This is a genomic window from Aeromicrobium sp. REDSEA-S32_B7 (assembly GCF_001626145.1).
Lineage (GTDB): Bacteria > Actinomycetota > Actinomycetes > Propionibacteriales > Nocardioidaceae > Aeromicrobium > Aeromicrobium erythreum.
In genome coordinates this window covers 1-15,883 of the sequence record NZ_LUNF01000096.1, presented here as the reverse complement: position 1 = coordinate 15,883, position 15,883 = coordinate 1, and the positions used below count along the sequence as shown (strand labels likewise).

Sequence of the window (15,883 nt, the reverse complement as noted above, 5' to 3'; positions counted from 1 at the left end):
TCGCCGTTCGGCGACGGCACGCCGCCCAGCTGAGCGAGCGGGCGGGGCGGGCGCGGGTCAGAGGAGTCGGCCCAGGCGGCGCGCCGACTCCACCACCTGCGTCCCGAGCTCCTCGAAGCGCGCGGGCACGATGCGGATCGAGGGTCCCGACACCGACAGGGCCCCCACGACGCCGGTGCGCGAGACGATGGGCGCCCCGAGCGAGCTGATACCGGTCGACAGGCCGTTCTCGTTGATCGAGTACCCGCGGTCTCGGATGGCGACGAGCTCGGCGCGGATCGCGTCGGGGTCGACGAGCGACGCCGGGGTCCGCGGCTCGAGCGGGCCGGCGAGGTAGCGCTCGACCACGTCGTCGGGGCAGGCCGACAGGTAGGCCAGACCGGTGGCGGAGGCGTGCAGCGGGATCCGCTCCCCCAGCGGCAGGAACGCGCGGAGGGCGTGGGAGGTGTCGAGCCGCTCGAGCAGCACCAGCACGTCGCCGTCGGGGGCGCAGAGGTGCACGGTCTCGGTCGTGACCAGCTGCAGGTCGCTCATGAGCGGCAGCGCGAGGTCGCGCAGGCTCTGGCGACCTCCGGCGCCGCCACACACGGACAGCGCGCGCAGGCTCATCGACCAGCGCGCGCTCGTGCCGCCGGACGACTCCACCCAGCCGACCTCCTGCAGCGTCTGCAGGCAGCGGTGCACGGTGCTCTTCGGCAGGTCCGCGGCCCGGGCGAGCTCGGACAGCCCGACCGGCTGGAGCTCGGCTACGCGCTCGAGCACCGAGAACGCGGTCACCACGCTGGCGGTCGTCACAGGCTCCTCCTCGGGCTCAGCACGGGCAGGTCCAGGCACTTGCCCTGCAACGCGCGTGTGCTCTACGTTACACGCCCGTCCCGGCCTACGGCCCACTGTTCCACCTGATGGACCGACCGGGAGCCGTCCCCCACCTGGAGGCGCCATGACCGCCCAGCTCGTCGCCCTCGGCATCTTCGTCGCCGTGTTCGCGATCGCCGCAGCCCGCAACGTCAACATCGGCATCGTCCTGTTCCCCGTGGCCGCGCTCGTCGGCCTGTGGATCGCCGACCTCAGCCTGGAGGAGGTGGTCGCGGGGTTCCCGCTGTCGATCCTCGTGCTGCTCGTGGGCGTCACCTACTTCTTCGGCATCGCCCACAGCAACGGCACCATCGACTGGCTGATCGAGACGTCGCTGGCGCGGGTCGGCGACCGGGACGCCGCGCTGCCCACCACGTTCTTCGCGCTGACCGCCCTCGTGTCGGCCATGGGCGCTCCGCTCGGCGGGCTCGTCATGGCCCCGATGGGCATGAGCGTCGCGCACCGTCGCGGCATCGACCCCATGCTCATGGCGCTGTCGATGGGCTGCGGGCTCAGCGCCGGCGCGTTCGCCCCCACCAGCCTGTTCGGCATCATCACGTGGGGCACCGCCGACGCGGCAGGCATCGCGCTCAGCCCGCTGCTGCTCTTCGCGGTGGCCGTGGTGATCAACCTGGTCCTGCTGGCCGTGGCGCACGTGCTGTTCGGCCGCGGTCGACGCCGTGCGGAGGCGCCGCGCCTGGAGCGCGCCCTGGTCGCGCGAGGTGCCGCGCTGCCGGAGTACGGCCAGTCCTCGCTCTCCCTCGACGACGACGCCCCGGCGGAGGTCCGCTCGCCCGGTCGGGCGACGCCGCACCAGGTGCTCACGCTCGTGCTGATGGTCGCGCTCGTCGTGGCCGTCGTGGTGATGGCGCTCGGCGGCCTCGAGCCCGACATCGGCGTCATCGGCTTCGGCCTGGGTGCGTTGCTGGCGCTGGTCGACCCGGCGGCGGGGAAGGCTGCCATGAGCCGGATCGACTGGGGCTCGGTGCTCCTGGTCGGCGGCATCATCACCTACGTCGGCGTGCTGACGCAGATGGGCGTGATCGACCTCATCGGCGAGCGCGCCGCGCACGTCGGCGCACCCGTCGTGGCGGCACTGCTGCTGTGCGCGGCGGCCGGCCTCATCTCGGCCTTCGCGTCGACGACCGGGATGCTCGCCGCGCTGGTCCCCCTCGCCCTGCCGCTCATCGCCGACGGAGGCATCCCCGGCTGGGCGATGATCTGCGCCATCGGCGTCTGCGCGTCGATCGTCGACGTGTCGCCGTTCTCGACCGTGGGCGCCACCTACGTCGCCACGACCGTCGACCCGGACGCGCGTCCCCGCATGACCAGCCTGCTGACGCGGTGGGGGCTGTCGATGGTCGTCGTCGGTCCCGTCGCCCTGACCCTGACCCTCATCCTCCCTGGCATGGTGCTCTCATGACGTCCTCCTCCCCCACGACCCTGCTCCGTGCGCTGCGCGACCTCGACCTCCCGGACCACCCGGAGGCCGTCGTGGTCGACGGCCGGGCGCTGTCGCGCGCGGGCCTGCGCGAGGTCGCCGTGGCGTTCGCGTCGCGGCTGCCGGACGCCGGGCCGGTGGCGGTGTGCGCCGAGCCGACGCTGGAGACCGTCGTGGCCGTGAGCGGCTGCCTGCTGGCGGGCGTGCCCGTGGTGCCGGTGCCGCCCGACGCGGGCCCGGCCGAGACCGCGCACGTGGTGACCGACTCCGGCGCGACGTGCTGGGCCGGGCCACGACGCGACGGCGTGGACCTGCCGCTCGTCGAGGTGCCGACCGCCCCGACCGCCGGGGACCGAGGCGTCGACCTGCCCGAGCCGGTGGCGGAGACCGAGACGGCCATCGTGCTCTACACGTCGGGCACCACCGGGGCGCCGAAGGGCGTGGTGCTGAGCCACCGCGCCCTGCGGGCCGGGATCGAGGGCCTGGCCGACGCGTGGGGCTGGACGGGCGACGACGTCGTCGCGCACGGTCTGCCGTTGTTCCACACGCACGGACTCGTGCTGGGCGTGCTCGGGTCGCTGCACCTGGGCTCGCGCGTCGTGCACACCGGCCGCCCGACGCCGCAGGCGTACGCGGCGACGCCCGCCACCGTCTACTTCGGCGTGCCGACCGTCTGGACGCGCGTGGCGCGCGACCCCGAGGCGGCGCGCGCGCTGTCCGGCGCGCGCCTGCTCGTGTCGGGCAGCGCTCCGCTGCCCGTGCCCGTCTTCGAGCGGCTGCGCGAGCTCACGGGCCACGCGCTCGTGGAGCGCTACGGCATGACGGAGACCATGATCACCCTCAGCACGCGGGCCGACGGCGAACGACGCCCCGGCTGGGTCGGCCTGCCGGTGGGCGAGGCCCGCACGCGCCTGCGGGCCGAGGACGGCGGCGAGGTGCCGGCGGACGGCGAGACCGTCGGTCGGCTCGAGGTCAGCGGGCCGATGCTGTTCGACGGCTACCTGAACCTGCCGGAGACGACGGCCGAGGTGCTCGGGTCCGACGGGTGGTTCGCCACGGGCGACCTCGCCGTCGTCGACGCCGACGGCTTCCACCGGATCGTCGGCCGCGAGTCGGTCGACCTGATCAAGTCCGGGGGCTACCGCATCGGCGCCGGCGAGATCGAGACGTCCCTGCTCGCGCTGCCGGAGGTGCAGGAGGTGGCCGTGCTGGGGCTGCCCGACGAGGACCTCGGCCAGCGCATCGTCGCCTACGCGGTGGTCGCGCCCGACGACGCCGACGACGCCCTCGCCGCGCGGATGGTCGAGCACGTCGCGGCGGACCTGTCGTGGCACAAGCGGCCGCGCGAGGTCCGGTTCGTGCCGTCGCTGCCGCGCAACGCGATGGGCAAGGTGCAGAAGAAGCTCATGCTCGACGTGCCGGGCTGAGCCGCGCGTCAGCGTCGACGCAGCAGCGACCGCGGCAGGAGCAACGCCCGCAGCCGCTCCCCGCGCGACCCGGCCGCACGCACCCGGTCGACCACCCGGCGTGCGGCCTCGCGCTCGTCGGCGACGTCGGTGCCCGGCCGGGCGTAGCGCGAGCGCTCGACGGCGGTGAGCACCCGGCGCAGGTCGTCGGGGTCGGCCCGAGGACCGACCACGTCGACGAGGCCGCGCGGCGTCCCGGCCCGCGGCACGGCCAGCCCGACGTCGACGGCCGACGCCTCCACCTCGCGCCACCACGGCTCGGGGTCGGAGGCAGCAAGCCGACGACGTCGCAGCAGGCTGCGCAGCAGACCGGGCAGCAGCGCCGCGAGCAGCAGGACGACCGCGACGGTGAGGGCGGTGCGCGGCGCCGTCGGGGCCTCGGAGTCGGCGGCCGACGCCTCGGTCGTGACCGAGCCCTCCTCCGCGGCGGCATCGCTCGGTCGCTGCGACGGCTGGTCCTGCGGTGCTGCCTGCTCGGTGCTCTCCGGGGTGCCCTCGGGCTCCTCGAAGCCGGTGCGCGACCCGACGCCCGGCGTCGGCTCGAAGCCGACCCAGCCGACGCCGTCGAAGTAGATCTCGGGCCACGCGTGCAGGTCGTCGGACGTCACCTCGTACTCGGTGTTCCCGTCGTCGTCGACCCCGGCGGCCTGGCCGGGCGCGTAGCCGACCGCGATGCGCGACGGCATCCCCAGCTCGCGTGCCATGACCGCCATGGCGGAGGAGAAGTGCACGCAGTAGCCGGCCTTCTCCTCCAGGAACGTGCCGAGCACGCCGACCCCGTTGCCGTCGTAGTCCTCTGCGACCGGCGCGGTCTCGGAGTAGACGAAGTTCTGGCGGAAGTAGTCCTGCAGCGCCATGGCACGGTCGTAGTCGTTGGTGGCGTCGGCCGTGACCTCGCGCGCCGTCGAGGCGACGACCCGCGGCACGTCGTCGGGCAGCGCGGTGTAGTCAAGGGGTACTGCGGTCGGCGACGTGACCAGCGCCCGCATCTGCTCGGCCGTCGGGAGCCGCTCGAGGCTCGTGACCGTGTACTGCTGGTCGCGCGTCGTGGAGCTGTCGGAGCTGATGGTCAGGCCGGTGCGGCGCAGCGACCAGGCCCCGCGCAGACCGTCGACGTCGAGCACCGGGTACGGCACCGGCAGCATGCTGCTGCGCAGGTCGGCGATCCGGATGGTGGTGGTCTCCTGGCTCGTCCGGACCTCCGGCTCGATGCCGATGCGGCTCTCGAACGGGTCGCCGTCGTTCGCCGTCGCCGGACGCCACGTGCGGCCGCGGAAGTCGCGCAGCGTCGCGACCTTGAGGTACGGCGGGTCCTGCAGCGTGGTCGTGTAGCGCGCGGAGACGGTGGTGCTGTTGCGACGTAGGTTCTGGCCCAGCTGCAGCATCGGGTTGATGCCGCGGCCGAACACCTGCGGCGGCGGCTCGCCCCACGGCTTGGCGACGGCGGTGACGTCGGGCAGGACGGGGGGCAGCAGCACGCCGACGAGCAGGGCCGAGCCACCGAGACCGAGGGCCGGCACCAGCGACGCCCAGCCCGCGGACGTCGCTGCCGTGCGGGTGCGCAGGAGCGCGAGCCAGCAGGCGGCCGCCCCGGCGAAGACCCAGAGCGAGGGCGTCTCGCCGGAGACCAGGGCCGGCGCGGCGTAGACCACCAGCAGCACGGCTCCCGTCAAGAAGACGCCGACGCGCAGACGCAGCACGAGGTCGAGCACCAGGACGAGCAGGCCGAAGGCCCCGGCGAGGAGCAGCACGAGCGGGCGCGCGGCCGCCGCCGGCGCGGCCTCCTCCATCACGATCACCTGGGCCCGCGACAGCGCCTCGCCGAGTCCCTGGAAGGTCGAGGTGGTCGGGAGGGGTCCGGCGAACGTCTCGGGGACGAACACCCACCCCAGCACCACCACCAGCACGAGGAGCCCGACCGGGACGGCGAACCGCGGTGCGAGGCTGCCGAGCACCGCGCAGACGAGGGCGACCAGGCCGGCGACCAGTGTGGTGGTCACCCACCAGTCACGACCCTCGACGACCGTGTCGTAGCCCAGCAGGAGCACGGCGAGCGCGCCGACGACGAGGAGCTGGTCGAGCCAGGGGCGCCGCGGCACGGCGGCGGCGCGACGTCGGGGGGAGGCCTCAGGACGCAGCACGGGTGCGACTCACCCCCAGGCGCGACCAGACCTCGGACACGTCGTCGTGGGCGGTGTAGGGGACGTGCCGCCAGCCGGCACGCTCGAGCACCTCGAGCGCCGGTCCGCGCGTCCCGGCGGAGACGAGCGCGAGCACGCTGGTGGCGCCCGCGAGCGCCTCGGTCCAGGCCTGGGCACGCGCGACGTCGGGACGCCCGAGCACGGCCACCACGGTCCGCTCCCCGGGATCGGCGTCGGCAGGGTCGGCGCCCGGCAGCGGCTCGAGCACCGCGAGGTCGACGAGGGCCTCCTCGACGGCCTCGACGTGGTCGAGCTGGCGGTCGACCACGTCGAGCGGCGAGCGGAGGGTGACGGCGAAACCGGCGTGCACGAGGTGGTCGACCATCGACGCCGCGGCGCTGACCGCCCACTCCAGCTCGGGCGAGTACGACCAGCCGTCCCGCTCCCGGGCGGTGCCGAAGGACGCCGCGTCGGGGTCGACGACGACGCCGATCCTCGGGTCGTCCTGCTGCTCCTCCTGGCGCACCATGAGCTCGCCGCGGTGCGCGGTGGCCTTCCAGTGCATCCGCTTCAGCGCGTCGCCGGGCAGGTACGTGCGGGCGACCAGGTCGTCCTCGCCGATGCCGGCGCGGTGTGCCGCGCCCTGGGCGGCGACCCCCTCGTCGAGCCCCCGGGTCGATCCCGCGTCGAGCGCGTGCCGCCGCGGGAGCACCACGAGGTCCTGGGCGTCGCCGAAGGTGTGGCGGCGCAGCACGAGGCCGAACGGGTCGACGACCTCGACCCGCAGCGGCCCGAGCGCGTGCCGACCTCGCCGCAGGCCCTGCACGGGGTAGCGGAACCGCGCCCGCGACCGGCGGGTGCGACTGCCGCCGAGCGGCGGGAGCACGCCGCTGGCATCGGCGCTCAGCCCGTGCGGCACGGTGTCGCTCCAGCGGGCCTCGAGGGCGGGCAGCACCGACAGGTTGGTCACCTCGACGGTGGCGGTCGTGGTGTCGCCCGGCGAGAGCACCTCGGGCGCGAAGCGCCGCTCGACGACGACCCGCGCCTGCCCGAGGAGCACGAAGACGGCCGCCAGCACGACGACGCCCAGCAGCATCGCCGAGACGCTCAGCAGAGCTGGGAGCGACAGCAACGGCGCCGCGGCGAGCAGGACCAGCGACGTCACGAGGAAGCCGGCACCACGACCCGTCAGTCGCAGACCAGGCCAGGCCAGGCCAGGACGGGGCAGCCGTCGCAGCAGCCTCACGCCGTGGTCACCGACCGGTGGCTCATCGGGGCTCCACCGCGCCCTGCGGCACGGGAGTCTCGGCCACGATGCGGCGCACCGTCTCCTCCACGGGCGCCGAGCCCCGGGCCGGGACGAGCCGGTGCGGGAGCACGAGCGGGGCGAGGGCGTCGACGTCGTCGGGCAGCACGTAGTCGCGGTCGTCCAGGTAGGCGCGGGCCTTGGCGACACGCACCAGCTGCAGGGTCGCGCGCGGGCTGGCGCCGAGGCGCAACGCGGCGTCCTCACGCGTGGCGCGCGCGATCGCCACGCAGTACCGCTCGACCGACTCCGACGCGAAGACGGCACGTGCCTGGGCGATCATCACGCGGACGTCGTCGATGGTCACGACCGGCTGCAGCCGGTCGAGGGGGTTGTCGACGTCGCGGTCGCGCAGCATCTCCAGCTCGGCATCGACGTCGGGGTAGCCCATCGAGATCCGGGCGGTGAAGCGGTCGCGCTGGGCCTCGGGCAACGCGTACGTGCCCTCCATCTCGTACGGGTTCTGCGTGGCGATCACGCTGAACGGCGTCGCCAGCCGGTGGGTGCGCCCGTCGACCGTGACCTGCCGCTCCTCCATGGCCTCCAGGAGCGCGGACTGGGTCTTGGGGGAGGCGCGGTTGATCTCGTCGCCGATGACGATGTTCGCGAACACCGCACCGGGCTTGAACTCGAACTCGCCCTTCTGCTGGTTGAACGCCGAGACGCCGGTGACGTCGGAGGGCAGCAGGTCGGGCGTGAACTGGATGCGACGCACGGAGCCGTCGACGCTGCGCGCGAGCGCGCGGGCGAGCACGGTCTTGCCGACGCCGGGGACGTCCTCGATCAGCAGGTGGCCCTCGGCGAGCAGGACCACGACGGCGGTCTGGACCGCCTCGGGCTTGCCGTCGACGACGGACTCGATGTTCGTGAGGACACGGCGGGCGGCGGCTCGGGCGTCGTCCATGGGACTCCCTCGGTCGGTGGCGGGGGGTCGGTCCATCATCCCCTGCTCCCCCCAACGTCGCAGGACGACCAGGAGTTTCCGCCGGGCCTCCCCGTCCCCGCGATGTGCGGACCTGGCGACGGTCTTCCGGGGGAGGACCGACGCCAGGCCGGCACGACGCGTCGACTACTGCGCGTCGGCCGCGTCCTCCTCGTCGTCGCCGAGGAGGGCGGCGTGGGCGAGGCCGGCGATCGCGGCACCGACGACGGGCGCCAGGATGAAGACCCAGACCTGCGAGAGGGCTTCGCCGCCCGCGAACCAGGCCACGCCGAGCGAGCGCGCCGGGTTCACCGACGTGTTGCTGACCGGGATGCTCACGAGGTGGATCAGCGTGAGGGCCAGACCGATGGCGAGGCCCGAGAAGCCGACCGCCGCACGCTTGGACGAGGCGCCGAGGATCACGAAGAGGAAGAAGGCGGTCAGCACGACCTCGGTGACCACGACGGCCCAGAACCCGTAGCCGCCGGGCGAGCGGTCGCCGTAGCCGTTCGTGGCGAAACCGGAGGCGACGGCGTCGAACCCGGGCTTGCCCGAGGCTATGGCGAGCAGGAGCGCACCGGCCACGGTCGCGCCGACCACCTGTGCCGCCGCGTACGCCGGTACGTCCTTCCACGGGAAGCGGCGGGCGGTCGCGAGTCCCACGGACACCGCGGGGTTGAAGTGCCCGCCGGAGACGGGGCCGAACGCGTAGGCGCCGGTGAGGACGGTCAGGCCGAACGCCAGCGCGACGCCGGCGAAGCCGACCTGGTCACCGGCGAGCACCGCGGTGCCGCAGCCGCCGAGGACGAGCCAGAAGGTGCCGAGCGCCTCGGCCGTCAGGCGCTGCGAGGTGGTGAAGACGGGCGTGGTGGTGGACATGGGGCCTCTCTCGTGTCGAGGTGGGGACGGGACGGGGTGCCGGGCGGTCAGCGCCGACGCGACCGGCGCGAGCCGCGGTCGTGGCGATGCTCCTCGAGCTTGCGCTTCGCGATCGGCAGTCCGACGAGCGAGAGCAGCTTCCAGACGAGCCAGCCGAGCAGGGCGAACAGGTTGCGCTTGGGTCGAGCCATCGGGGACTCCTCGGGGAGACGGGTGGTGGGGGACGACGGTGAGAGTGCCGGAGGAGACCGATCGTCACGTCCGACGACATGTGACTCAGGTCACGTCTCCTCGCGCAGGGTCGCGCCAGCGCCGGACGATGCGCGTCCGGCGATACTGGGGGGCATGACTCTCGAGACCCGGACGGCTCGGTGAGCACCCTCCTGCTCGTGCTGCACACGCCCACGGCGGCCACCCGCCTCCTGGGCGAGGAGCTCGCAGCCGGTGCCCAGGACGACGCGATCGAGGGCGTCGACGTCCGGGTCCTCTCCCCCGACACGACCACGGCCGACGACCTCCTCGCGGCGGACGGCCTCGTGCTGCTCTGCCCGGCCAACTTCGGGTACATGTCGGGTCTGCTCAAGGACCTCTTCGACCGGACGTTCCTGGCCGTCGGCGGAGCGCTGGGCGACGACGGCGGCGGGGCCCGCACCGACGCCGGGGGCGGGACCTCCGACGGCGGCCGCCTTCCGTGGGCGCTCTGCGTGCACGGCCGCTACGACGCCGAAGGCGCCGTCCGCTCGGTCGAGTCGATCGCGCAGGCCCTCCCCTGGCGCCGCGTCGCGGCCCCGCTGCAGCTGCTCGGCGACGTCGGCGACGACGAGCGTGCGGCTGCCTACGAGCTCGGCGCGACGGTGGCGGCCCTGCTCGACGTCGGCTGACGCTCACCTCGACCGACCGGTGCCGCCCTAGGCTGACCGGATGGACCTGCTCGTTGCCGCCGCCCTGATGGCCGGCCCGCCATGTGCGCTGGCCACCGTCGGCGTCGGGCCGGTCGTGGTCGCGCAGGCCCGCTCTGCCGGGTGGCGCGTCGCGGTCGTCCTCCTCGCGGTGGCCTCCCTGGCGTCCGCCGCCGTCCTGTGGAGGGCCTGGGGCACAGGCTTCGACGCCGCCGACGGCCTGGGCGAGGAACCGTCGTGGGTCGGTCCCGCGCTGCAGGGTGGTGCGGTCGTCTGGACGCTCACCACCGTCGCCCTCGGCGTCGTGGTCGTCGCGGCGCACCGGCGCCGCCGCGCCGTCGACAGGACGGGGCTGGGCCGTCCTGGGACCATGGGGTCATGAACCTCCCCGAGGGACTGCCCACGCTGACGGCCGGCGCCCACGACGCCGACGCGGGCGAGGCCTGCGTCATGGAGTACGTCTCGGTCCTGGCCGGCGAGCCGTGGAGCGACCGGCCCGAGTGCACCCACCCGGTGCTCGCCCACGAGGCGCGCACCGCCAACGACCTCGCGAGCGACGCCGACCGGCACCGTCTGGTGCCGCTGGTCGGTCGCCTCTTCGGCACGGGCGACGACTCCGTCGAGCTGCGCACCCGGCTACGTCTCGCACAGGCCGCGCAGGTGCTCCGCCTCGTCGACCCGACGGCGCGCGTCAGCGTGCAGGGCTACGCCGACCACACGCAGCTGCTGCTCGCGTCGCACGACGTCGACGCGCTCGACGCCGCCGCGCAGGCGCGCGAGGTCGCGGCCGCCTGGGACGTCGCCCGCACCGCATCGCTGCACGGGGGCGACCTCGACCCGGCACACGCCGAGCACCACCGCACCGCGTCGCGCGTCATGGCCTTCGCGGCCGGGCCCGACCTCACCGCGCCCGAGGCGTGGTCGCTGGCGACCCTGGCTGCCGCGCACCGCGTGGCCGCCGGCGAGTGCCGCGCCGACTGCGGCGACGGCGAGGCCCGTGCCCGTCGCATGGTGCGCGAGCTCGGCGAGCTGATCGACGTCTACGACGACGTCACCGGCCGCGTGGCCGACGCCGTCGCCCCTCGCGACGCCGCCGCGCTCGCCGCGCGCCTCTGAGCTACCGGCGACCGGTCCAGGCCAGGAGATCCTCGAGTGGCCAGGTGGTCACGATGCGCTCGAGCGGCACGCCCAGAGCGGCAGCTCGCGCACAGCCGTGGTCGAGGAAGTCGAGCTGGCCGGGGGCGTGCGCGTCGGAGTCGATGCTGAACAGGCAGCCGGCCTCGAGCGCCAGCCGCACGAGGTCGTCCGGCGGGTCGGCCCGCTCGGGACGGGCGTTGATCTCCACGGCCACGTCGTGCTCGGCGCACGCCGCGAACACCCGGCGCGCGTCGAACCGGCTCGGCGGACGAGTACCTCGTCCCCCCTCCACCAGCCGACCCGTGCAGTGGCCGAGCACGTCGGTCGCCGGGTTCCTGACGGCGGCGAGCATGCGTCGCGTCATCGCGATGCTGTCGGCGCGCAGGTCGGAGTGCACGCTCGCCACCACGACGTCGAGCCGGTCGAGCAGCGCCGGGTCCTGGTCCAGCGACCCGTCCTTCAGGATGTCGACCTCGATGCCCGACAGCACCCGGGTGCCCTCCACCTGCGCGTCGACGTCGGCGACCAGCTCCAGCTGGGCCTCCAGCCGGTCCGCGGTCAGGCCGTTGGCCACCGTCAGGCGTGGTGAGTGGTCGGTGATCGCGACGTACTCGTGCCCGAGGCGCGCCGCCGTCCGGGCCATGACCTCCAGCGGCGAGCCGCCGTCGGACCAGTCCGTGTGGGTGTGCAGGTCGCCGCGGACGGCCGCACGGACCCGCTCGCCGCCGGCGACGAGCGGCCCCTCGCCCTCCTCCCGGAGGGTGGCGAGGTAGTCGGGCACCCGACCCTCGACCACCTCGCGCACCACCCCGGCCGTGCGCTCGCCGATCCCGTCGAGCGAGCGCAGCCGCCCCTCCCGGGCGAGCTGCTCGACGTCGTCGCGGTCGCGCAGCACGTCGGCGGCCCGCCGGAACGCCTCCACGCGGTAGCTCGAGGCGCGAGCGCGCTCCAGCCAGAACGCGACCTCCTCGAGCGCGGTCACCGGGTCCATGCGTCCATCGTGCCCCGGGCCTACGGTGGGCGCATGATCCGTCGCCACGTCGTCGTCTCCGGCCGCGTCCAGGGTGTCTTCTACCGTGCGTCGCTCGAGCGTGAGGCGCACGCCGGCGACGTGGCCGGGTGGGTGCGCAACCGCGACGACGGCGCGGTCGAGGCGGTGCTCGAGGGCGAGCCTGCCGCCGTCGAGCGCGTGCTCGCGTGGTGCCGCCAGGGGCCACCGCGCGCGGAGGTCACCGACGTCGCGGTCGAGGAGGAGGAGCCGGTCGGCGAGACCGGCTTCAGGACCCGCGGCTAGAACCCGAGCTTGCGCAGCTGCTTGGGGTCGCGCTGCCAGTCCTTCGCTACCTTGACGTGCAGGTCGAGGTGGACGGGAGTCCCGAGCAGCCGCTCGACCTGGGTGCGCGAGACCGTGCCGATCTCCTTCAGGCGCGCACCCTTGCGCCCGATGACGATGCCCTTCTGGCTGTCGCGCTCGACGTAGACGTTGACCCGGACGTCGAGCAGCGGACGGTCGGCCGGACGGTCCTCGCGCGGCACCATCTCCTCGACGACCACGGCGATCGAGTGCGGCAGCTCGTCGTGCACGCCCTCCAGAGCGGCCTCGCGGACGATCTCCGCGACGATCGTCTCCTCCGGCTCGTCGGTGAGCTGGCCCTCCGGGTACATGGGCGGACCTTCGGGCAGCGTGGCGACGAGCAGGTCGGCGAGCAGGTCGACCTGGTCGCCGGCGACCGCGGAGACCGGCACGATGTCGCGCCACACGAGACCGGCCGCCTCACCGGCCGACTGGACCGCGAGCAGCTGCTCCCCCACCCGCTCGGGGGCGACGAGGTCGGTCTTGGTGACCACGGCGAGCACGGGCGTGCGGCGGATCTTCGCGAGCTCCTCGACGAGGAAGCGGTCGCCGGGCCCGACCTTCTGGTCCGCGGGGAAGCACATGGCGATGGTGTCGACCTCGGCCCACGTGGTGCGGACGATGTCGTTGAGGCGCTGGCCGAGGGTGTTGCGCGGACGGTGCAGACCCGGCGTGTCGACGAGGACGAGCTGCGCGTCGTCGCGGTGCACGAGCCCGCGGATCGCGTGCCGGGTGGTCTGCGGCTTGGAGGAGGTGATCGCCACCTTCTCGCCGACGAGCGCGTTCGTGAGCGTCGACTTGCCCGCGTTGGGGCGGCCGACGAAGCAGGCGAAGCCGGAGCGGAAGGTCACGTCAGGGTCCCCTCGACGACCGTGCCGGCCGTGTCGGCGCGGAACACCGGGACACCCGCCCCGGCGAGGTCGCGCACCGCACCGACGTCGGGCAGCGCGTCGGCGACGACGAGCGCCGCCTCGAGACCGCGCGCGCCGGAGGAGACGGCCATGGCGACGGCGAGGTCGAGCGCGCCGACGTGCAGCGACGCCAGCGCGACGTCGGCCGCGGCGTACGTGCGACCGTCGAGGTCGCGCACCGCGGCACCTGCCGGCGCCTGGGTGCGCGCGCGGGTGGCGCGGGCCAGGGTGGCGAGCTTCGCGTCCTCCGGTCCGGGAGCCGGGTCGAGAGCGTGGGCGGGGGTGGGGTCAGCCACGGGATCCTCCGGGGACGGGGTCGGGGTCGGACGGGACGTCGACGCGCGAGACGTGCACGCGTCCGATGCGGTTGCGGCGGCCGCTCGGGGCCTCGGCGACGAGCCGCAGGCCCTCCACCTCCACCGTGCTGCCGGGGATGGGGACCTTGCCGAGGTGCTTGGCGAGCAGGCCGCCGACGGAGTCGACGTCCTCGTCGTCGAGGTCGACGTCGAACAGCTCGCCGAGGTCGTCGACGTCGTAGCGGGCGCTCACCCGGTACGACCCGTCGGAGAGGCTCTCGAGCTCGTCGGGCTCGGTGTCGTACTCGTCGGTGATCTCGCCGACGATCTCCTCGAGGATGTCCTCGATCGTGACCATGCCCGACGTGCCGCCGAACTCGTCGACGACGATCGCGACGTGCGTGCGCTGCGCCTGCATCTCCTTGAGGAGGTCGTCGGCCGGCTTCGTGTCGGGCACGAACAGGCACGGACGCATGATGGAGTCGATGCGCTCGGTCGACTCCGCGACGTGGTTGTCGAAGACCCGCTTCGTGACGTCCTTCAGGTACGCCATGCCCAGCACGTCGTCGAGGTTCTCGCCGATGACCGGCACCCGCGAGTAGCCGCTGCGCAGGCACAGCGACATCGCCTGGCGCAGCGTCTTGGACTGCTCGATGAACACGAGGTCCGGGCGCGGCACCATGACCTCGCGCACGATCGTGTCGCCCAGCTCGAAGACCGACTGGATCATGCGTGACTCGTCGGACTCGATGACGCTGCTGGCGGCGGCGAGGTCGACGAGCTCGCGCACCTCGACCTCCGACGCGAACGGTCCCTCACGGAAGCCGCGACCGGGGGTGAGCGCGTTGCCGAGCACGATGAGCAGCCGGGGCACCGGTCCGAGCAGGGCGGTGAGCAGCCGCACCGGACCGGCCGACGCGAGCGCCACGGCCTCGGAGTGCTGGCGACCGAGCGTCCGCGGCCCGACGCCGATGAGGACGTAGGAGACGACGACCATGATCGCCACGGCGACGACGATCTGCCACCACAGCCCGCCGACGACGTCGTCGACCACGAGCGCGACGAGCACGACGGCCGCCGTCTCGCAGACCACCCGCAGCAGCAGCACCGTGTTGAGGGCGGGTGCGGGGTCCTCGAGGATCCGGCCGAGGGGCACGGCGCCGCCGCGACCCTCCTCGCGCAGCTCCGCGGCGCGGGCGCGCGAGAACGACGACAGCGCGGCGTCGACGCTCGCCAGCGTGCCCGCCGCGACCGCCAGGACGACCGACGCGACGATCGCGACCGTCATCGCAGGCTGCCTCCGTCGGCGCCCGGTCGGGGCTCGACGACGCCGTCCTCGACGTCCCCGCCCGCCGCGACCTGCTGCCACTCCAGCAGCAGCCGACCCTGGATGCCGAACATCTCGGCGTGCTCCTCGGGCGTGGCGTGGTCGAAGCCGAGCAGGTGCAGGATGCCGTGCGTGGTGAGCAGGTCGATCTCGTCGGACACGTCGTGGCCGGCGGCCGGCGCCTGCTGCGCCGCCACCTGCGGGCAGAGGGCGATGTCGCCGAGGTAGCCCTCGGGCTCGTCCTCCGGCTCGCGGTCGCGCCGTCCGGGCGACAGCTCGTCCATCGGGAAGGACAGCACGTCGGTGGGGCCCTTCTTGTCCATCCACTGCTCGTTGAGCACGGCGATGGTGTCGGTGTCGACGAGGCGGACCGTCAGCTCGGTGGCCGGGTGCAGCCGCATGCGCCGCATGACGAAGCGGCACAGCCGGGTGAGGGCGACGACGTCGACGCCCTGGCCGGACTCATCGAGGACGTCGACGTTCATGCTCCACCTGTCCCGCGGCCGGGGCCGACTCGTTCTCGAACGCGTCGTACGCGGCGACGATGCGCCCGACGAGCTTGTGCCGCACGACGTCGCTCGAGGTCAGCGTCGCGAAGTGGATGTCCTTGACGTCCGCGAGGATGTCGCGCACGACCCGCAGGCCGCTCTTCTGGCCCGACGGGAGGTCGACCTGGCTCACGTCGCCGGTGACCACGATCTGCGAGCCGAAGCCGAGCCGGGTCAGGAACATCTTCATCTGCTCGGGGGTGGTGTTCTGCGCCTCGTCGAGGATGATGAAGGCGTCCTGGAGCGTGCGGCCGCGCATGTAGGCCAGCGGGGCGATCTCGATGGTGCCGCTCGTGAGGAGCTTGGGGATCGTCTCGGGGTCGAGCATGTCGTGCAGCGCGTCGTACAGCGGGCGAAGGTACGGGTCGATCTTCTCGCTCAGCGTGCCGGGCAGGTAGCCC

Annotated in this window: 18 protein-coding genes; 6 read left to right on the top strand and 12 right to left on the bottom strand. The window is 73.9% G+C overall.

What is annotated here, in order from left to right; genetic code table 11:
* Nucleotides 1-57: 57 nt before the first annotated feature.
* Nucleotides 58-795, bottom strand: a complete 738-nt coding sequence (locus tag A6Q79_RS07185; RefSeq protein ID WP_067858713.1) for an IclR family transcriptional regulator — start codon at nt 793-795, stop codon at nt 58-60.
* Nucleotides 796-940: 145 nt separating this feature from the next.
* On the opposite strand from A6Q79_RS07185, the gene A6Q79_RS07180 reads away from it, so the two are divergent.
* Nucleotides 941-2,278 (top strand): SLC13 family permease, encoded by a 1,338-nt coding sequence (locus tag A6Q79_RS07180; protein ID WP_286690806.1) that lies wholly within the window; start codon nt 941-943, stop codon nt 2,276-2,278.
* Nucleotides 2,275-3,723, top strand: coding sequence for an acyl-CoA synthetase (locus tag A6Q79_RS07175; RefSeq protein WP_289016613.1), 1,449 nt, complete (start codon nt 2,275-2,277; stop codon nt 3,721-3,723). The genes A6Q79_RS07180 and A6Q79_RS07175 overlap by 4 nt, the downstream gene beginning before the upstream one ends.
* A gap of 8 nt (nt 3,724-3,731) precedes the next feature.
* Here the strand turns inward: A6Q79_RS07175 and A6Q79_RS07170 are convergent, their stop codons facing one another.
* From A6Q79_RS07170 to A6Q79_RS07150, 5 genes are all read right to left on the bottom strand, one after another.
* The gene (locus A6Q79_RS07170) at nt 3,732-5,903 is read right to left on the bottom strand and encodes a DUF3488 and transglutaminase-like domain-containing protein (protein WP_317697401.1); all 2,172 of its coding nucleotides are present in this window, start codon (nt 5,901-5,903) and stop codon (nt 3,732-3,734) included.
* Nucleotides 5,890-7,149 (bottom strand): DUF58 domain-containing protein, encoded by a 1,260-nt coding sequence (locus tag A6Q79_RS07165; RefSeq protein WP_286690808.1) that lies wholly within the window; start codon nt 7,147-7,149, stop codon nt 5,890-5,892. The genes A6Q79_RS07170 and A6Q79_RS07165 overlap by 14 nt, the downstream gene beginning before the upstream one ends.
* A 22-nt stretch (nt 7,150-7,171) precedes the next feature.
* Nucleotides 7,172-8,113: a MoxR family ATPase gene (locus tag A6Q79_RS07160; RefSeq protein WP_144433761.1), complete on the bottom strand. Its 942-nt coding sequence runs from the start codon at nt 8,111-8,113 to the stop codon at nt 7,172-7,174.
* Nucleotides 8,114-8,278: 165 nt separating this feature from the next.
* Entirely contained in the window at nt 8,279-9,010 is a 732-nt protein-coding gene (gene aqpZ / locus A6Q79_RS07155) for an aquaporin Z (protein ID WP_286690809.1), read from the bottom strand.
* 47 nt (nt 9,011-9,057) lie between these two features.
* Nucleotides 9,058-9,201 (bottom strand): hypothetical protein, encoded by a 144-nt coding sequence (locus A6Q79_RS07150; RefSeq protein WP_286690810.1) that lies wholly within the window; start codon nt 9,199-9,201, stop codon nt 9,058-9,060.
* Nucleotides 9,202-9,381: 180 nt separating this feature from the next.
* On the opposite strand from A6Q79_RS07150, the gene A6Q79_RS07145 reads away from it, so the two are divergent.
* Genes A6Q79_RS07145 through A6Q79_RS07135 form a run of 3 tightly spaced genes read left to right on the top strand, consistent with a single transcriptional unit; the run spans nt 9,382 to nt 11,025 of the window.
* Complete coding sequence (locus A6Q79_RS07145; protein ID WP_067858734.1) at nt 9,382-9,891, top strand: flavodoxin family protein; 510 nt, start codon at nt 9,382-9,384, stop codon at nt 9,889-9,891.
* A gap of 40 nt (nt 9,892-9,931) precedes the next feature.
* Nucleotides 9,932-10,291 (top strand): hypothetical protein, encoded by a 360-nt coding sequence (locus A6Q79_RS07140; RefSeq protein ID WP_289016633.1) that lies wholly within the window; start codon nt 9,932-9,934, stop codon nt 10,289-10,291.
* The gene (locus A6Q79_RS07135) at nt 10,288-11,025 is read left to right on the top strand and encodes a hypothetical protein (RefSeq protein ID WP_067858740.1); all 738 of its coding nucleotides are present in this window, start codon (nt 10,288-10,290) and stop codon (nt 11,023-11,025) included. Before A6Q79_RS07140 ends, A6Q79_RS07135 begins: the two co-directional genes overlap by 4 nt.
* Nucleotide 11,026: 1 nt before the next feature.
* Here the strand turns inward: A6Q79_RS07135 and A6Q79_RS07130 are convergent, their stop codons facing one another.
* A complete protein-coding gene (locus A6Q79_RS07130) occupies nt 11,027-12,037 on the bottom strand; it encodes a PHP domain-containing protein (RefSeq protein WP_067858743.1) in 1,011 nt (336 codons plus the stop codon).
* Between the two features lie 33 nt (nt 12,038-12,070).
* On the opposite strand from A6Q79_RS07130, the gene A6Q79_RS07125 reads away from it, so the two are divergent.
* Complete coding sequence (locus A6Q79_RS07125; protein WP_286691130.1) at nt 12,071-12,340, top strand: acylphosphatase; 270 nt, start codon at nt 12,071-12,073, stop codon at nt 12,338-12,340.
* Here A6Q79_RS07125 and era read toward each other — a convergent pair.
* The 5 genes from era to A6Q79_RS07100 form a co-directional block, all read right to left on the bottom strand.
* A complete protein-coding gene (gene era / locus A6Q79_RS07120; protein ID WP_067858749.1) occupies nt 12,337-13,251 on the bottom strand; it encodes a GTPase Era in 915 nt (304 codons plus the stop codon). The two genes, A6Q79_RS07125 and era, sit on opposite strands and share 4 nt — an antisense overlap.
* On the bottom strand, nt 13,248-13,607 hold the full coding sequence (locus A6Q79_RS07115; protein ID WP_286691129.1) for a cytidine deaminase: 360 nt from the start codon (nt 13,605-13,607) through the stop codon (nt 13,248-13,250). The genes era and A6Q79_RS07115 overlap by 4 nt, the downstream gene beginning before the upstream one ends.
* Nucleotides 13,600-14,895 carry a hemolysin family protein gene (locus tag A6Q79_RS07110; RefSeq protein ID WP_067858754.1) on the bottom strand — a complete coding sequence of 432 codons (1,296 nt, stop codon included), beginning with the start codon at nt 14,893-14,895 and terminating at the stop codon, nt 13,600-13,602. The genes A6Q79_RS07115 and A6Q79_RS07110 overlap by 8 nt, the downstream gene beginning before the upstream one ends.
* Nucleotides 14,892-15,419 carry an rRNA maturation RNase YbeY gene (ybeY, locus tag A6Q79_RS07105; protein ID WP_067858757.1) on the bottom strand — a complete coding sequence of 176 codons (528 nt, stop codon included), beginning with the start codon at nt 15,417-15,419 and terminating at the stop codon, nt 14,892-14,894. Before ybeY ends, A6Q79_RS07110 begins: the two co-directional genes overlap by 4 nt.
* A partial coding sequence (locus A6Q79_RS07100) for a PhoH family protein (protein WP_317697384.1) occupies nt 15,397-15,883 on the bottom strand: 487 nt, incomplete at its 5' end. The genes ybeY and A6Q79_RS07100, both read right to left, overlap by 23 nt.

What these genes read in the sequence shown, in the direction of transcription:
- A6Q79_RS07140 (WP_289016633.1), top strand. Translation starts at nt 9,932, where the DNA reads ATGGACCTGCTCGTTGCCGCCGCCCTGATGGCCGGCCCGCCATGTGCG.
- A6Q79_RS07180 (WP_286690806.1), top strand. Translation starts at nt 941, where the DNA reads ATGACCGCCCAGCTCGTCGCCCTCGGCATCTTCGTCGCCGTGTTCGCG.
- A6Q79_RS07150 (WP_286690810.1), bottom strand. Translation starts at nt 9,201, where the DNA reads ATGGCTCGACCCAAGCGCAACCTGTTCGCCCTGCTCGGCTGGCTCGTC.
- A6Q79_RS07110 (WP_067858754.1), bottom strand. Translation starts at nt 14,895, where the DNA reads ATGACGGTCGCGATCGTCGCGTCGGTCGTCCTGGCGGTCGCGGCGGGC.
- A6Q79_RS07135 (WP_067858740.1), top strand. Translation starts at nt 10,288, where the DNA reads ATGAACCTCCCCGAGGGACTGCCCACGCTGACGGCCGGCGCCCACGAC.
- A6Q79_RS07160 (WP_144433761.1), bottom strand. Translation starts at nt 8,113, where the DNA reads ATGGACGACGCCCGAGCCGCCGCCCGCCGTGTCCTCACGAACATCGAG.
- A6Q79_RS07125 (WP_286691130.1), top strand. Translation starts at nt 12,071, where the DNA reads ATGATCCGTCGCCACGTCGTCGTCTCCGGCCGCGTCCAGGGTGTCTTC.
- aqpZ (WP_286690809.1), bottom strand. Translation starts at nt 9,010, where the DNA reads ATGTCCACCACCACGCCCGTCTTCACCACCTCGCAGCGCCTGACGGCC.
- A6Q79_RS07130 (WP_067858743.1), bottom strand. Translation starts at nt 12,037, where the DNA reads ATGGACCCGGTGACCGCGCTCGAGGAGGTCGCGTTCTGGCTGGAGCGC.
- A6Q79_RS07175 (WP_289016613.1), top strand. Translation starts at nt 2,275, where the DNA reads ATGACGTCCTCCTCCCCCACGACCCTGCTCCGTGCGCTGCGCGACCTC.
- ybeY (WP_067858757.1), bottom strand. Translation starts at nt 15,419, where the DNA reads ATGAACGTCGACGTCCTCGATGAGTCCGGCCAGGGCGTCGACGTCGTC.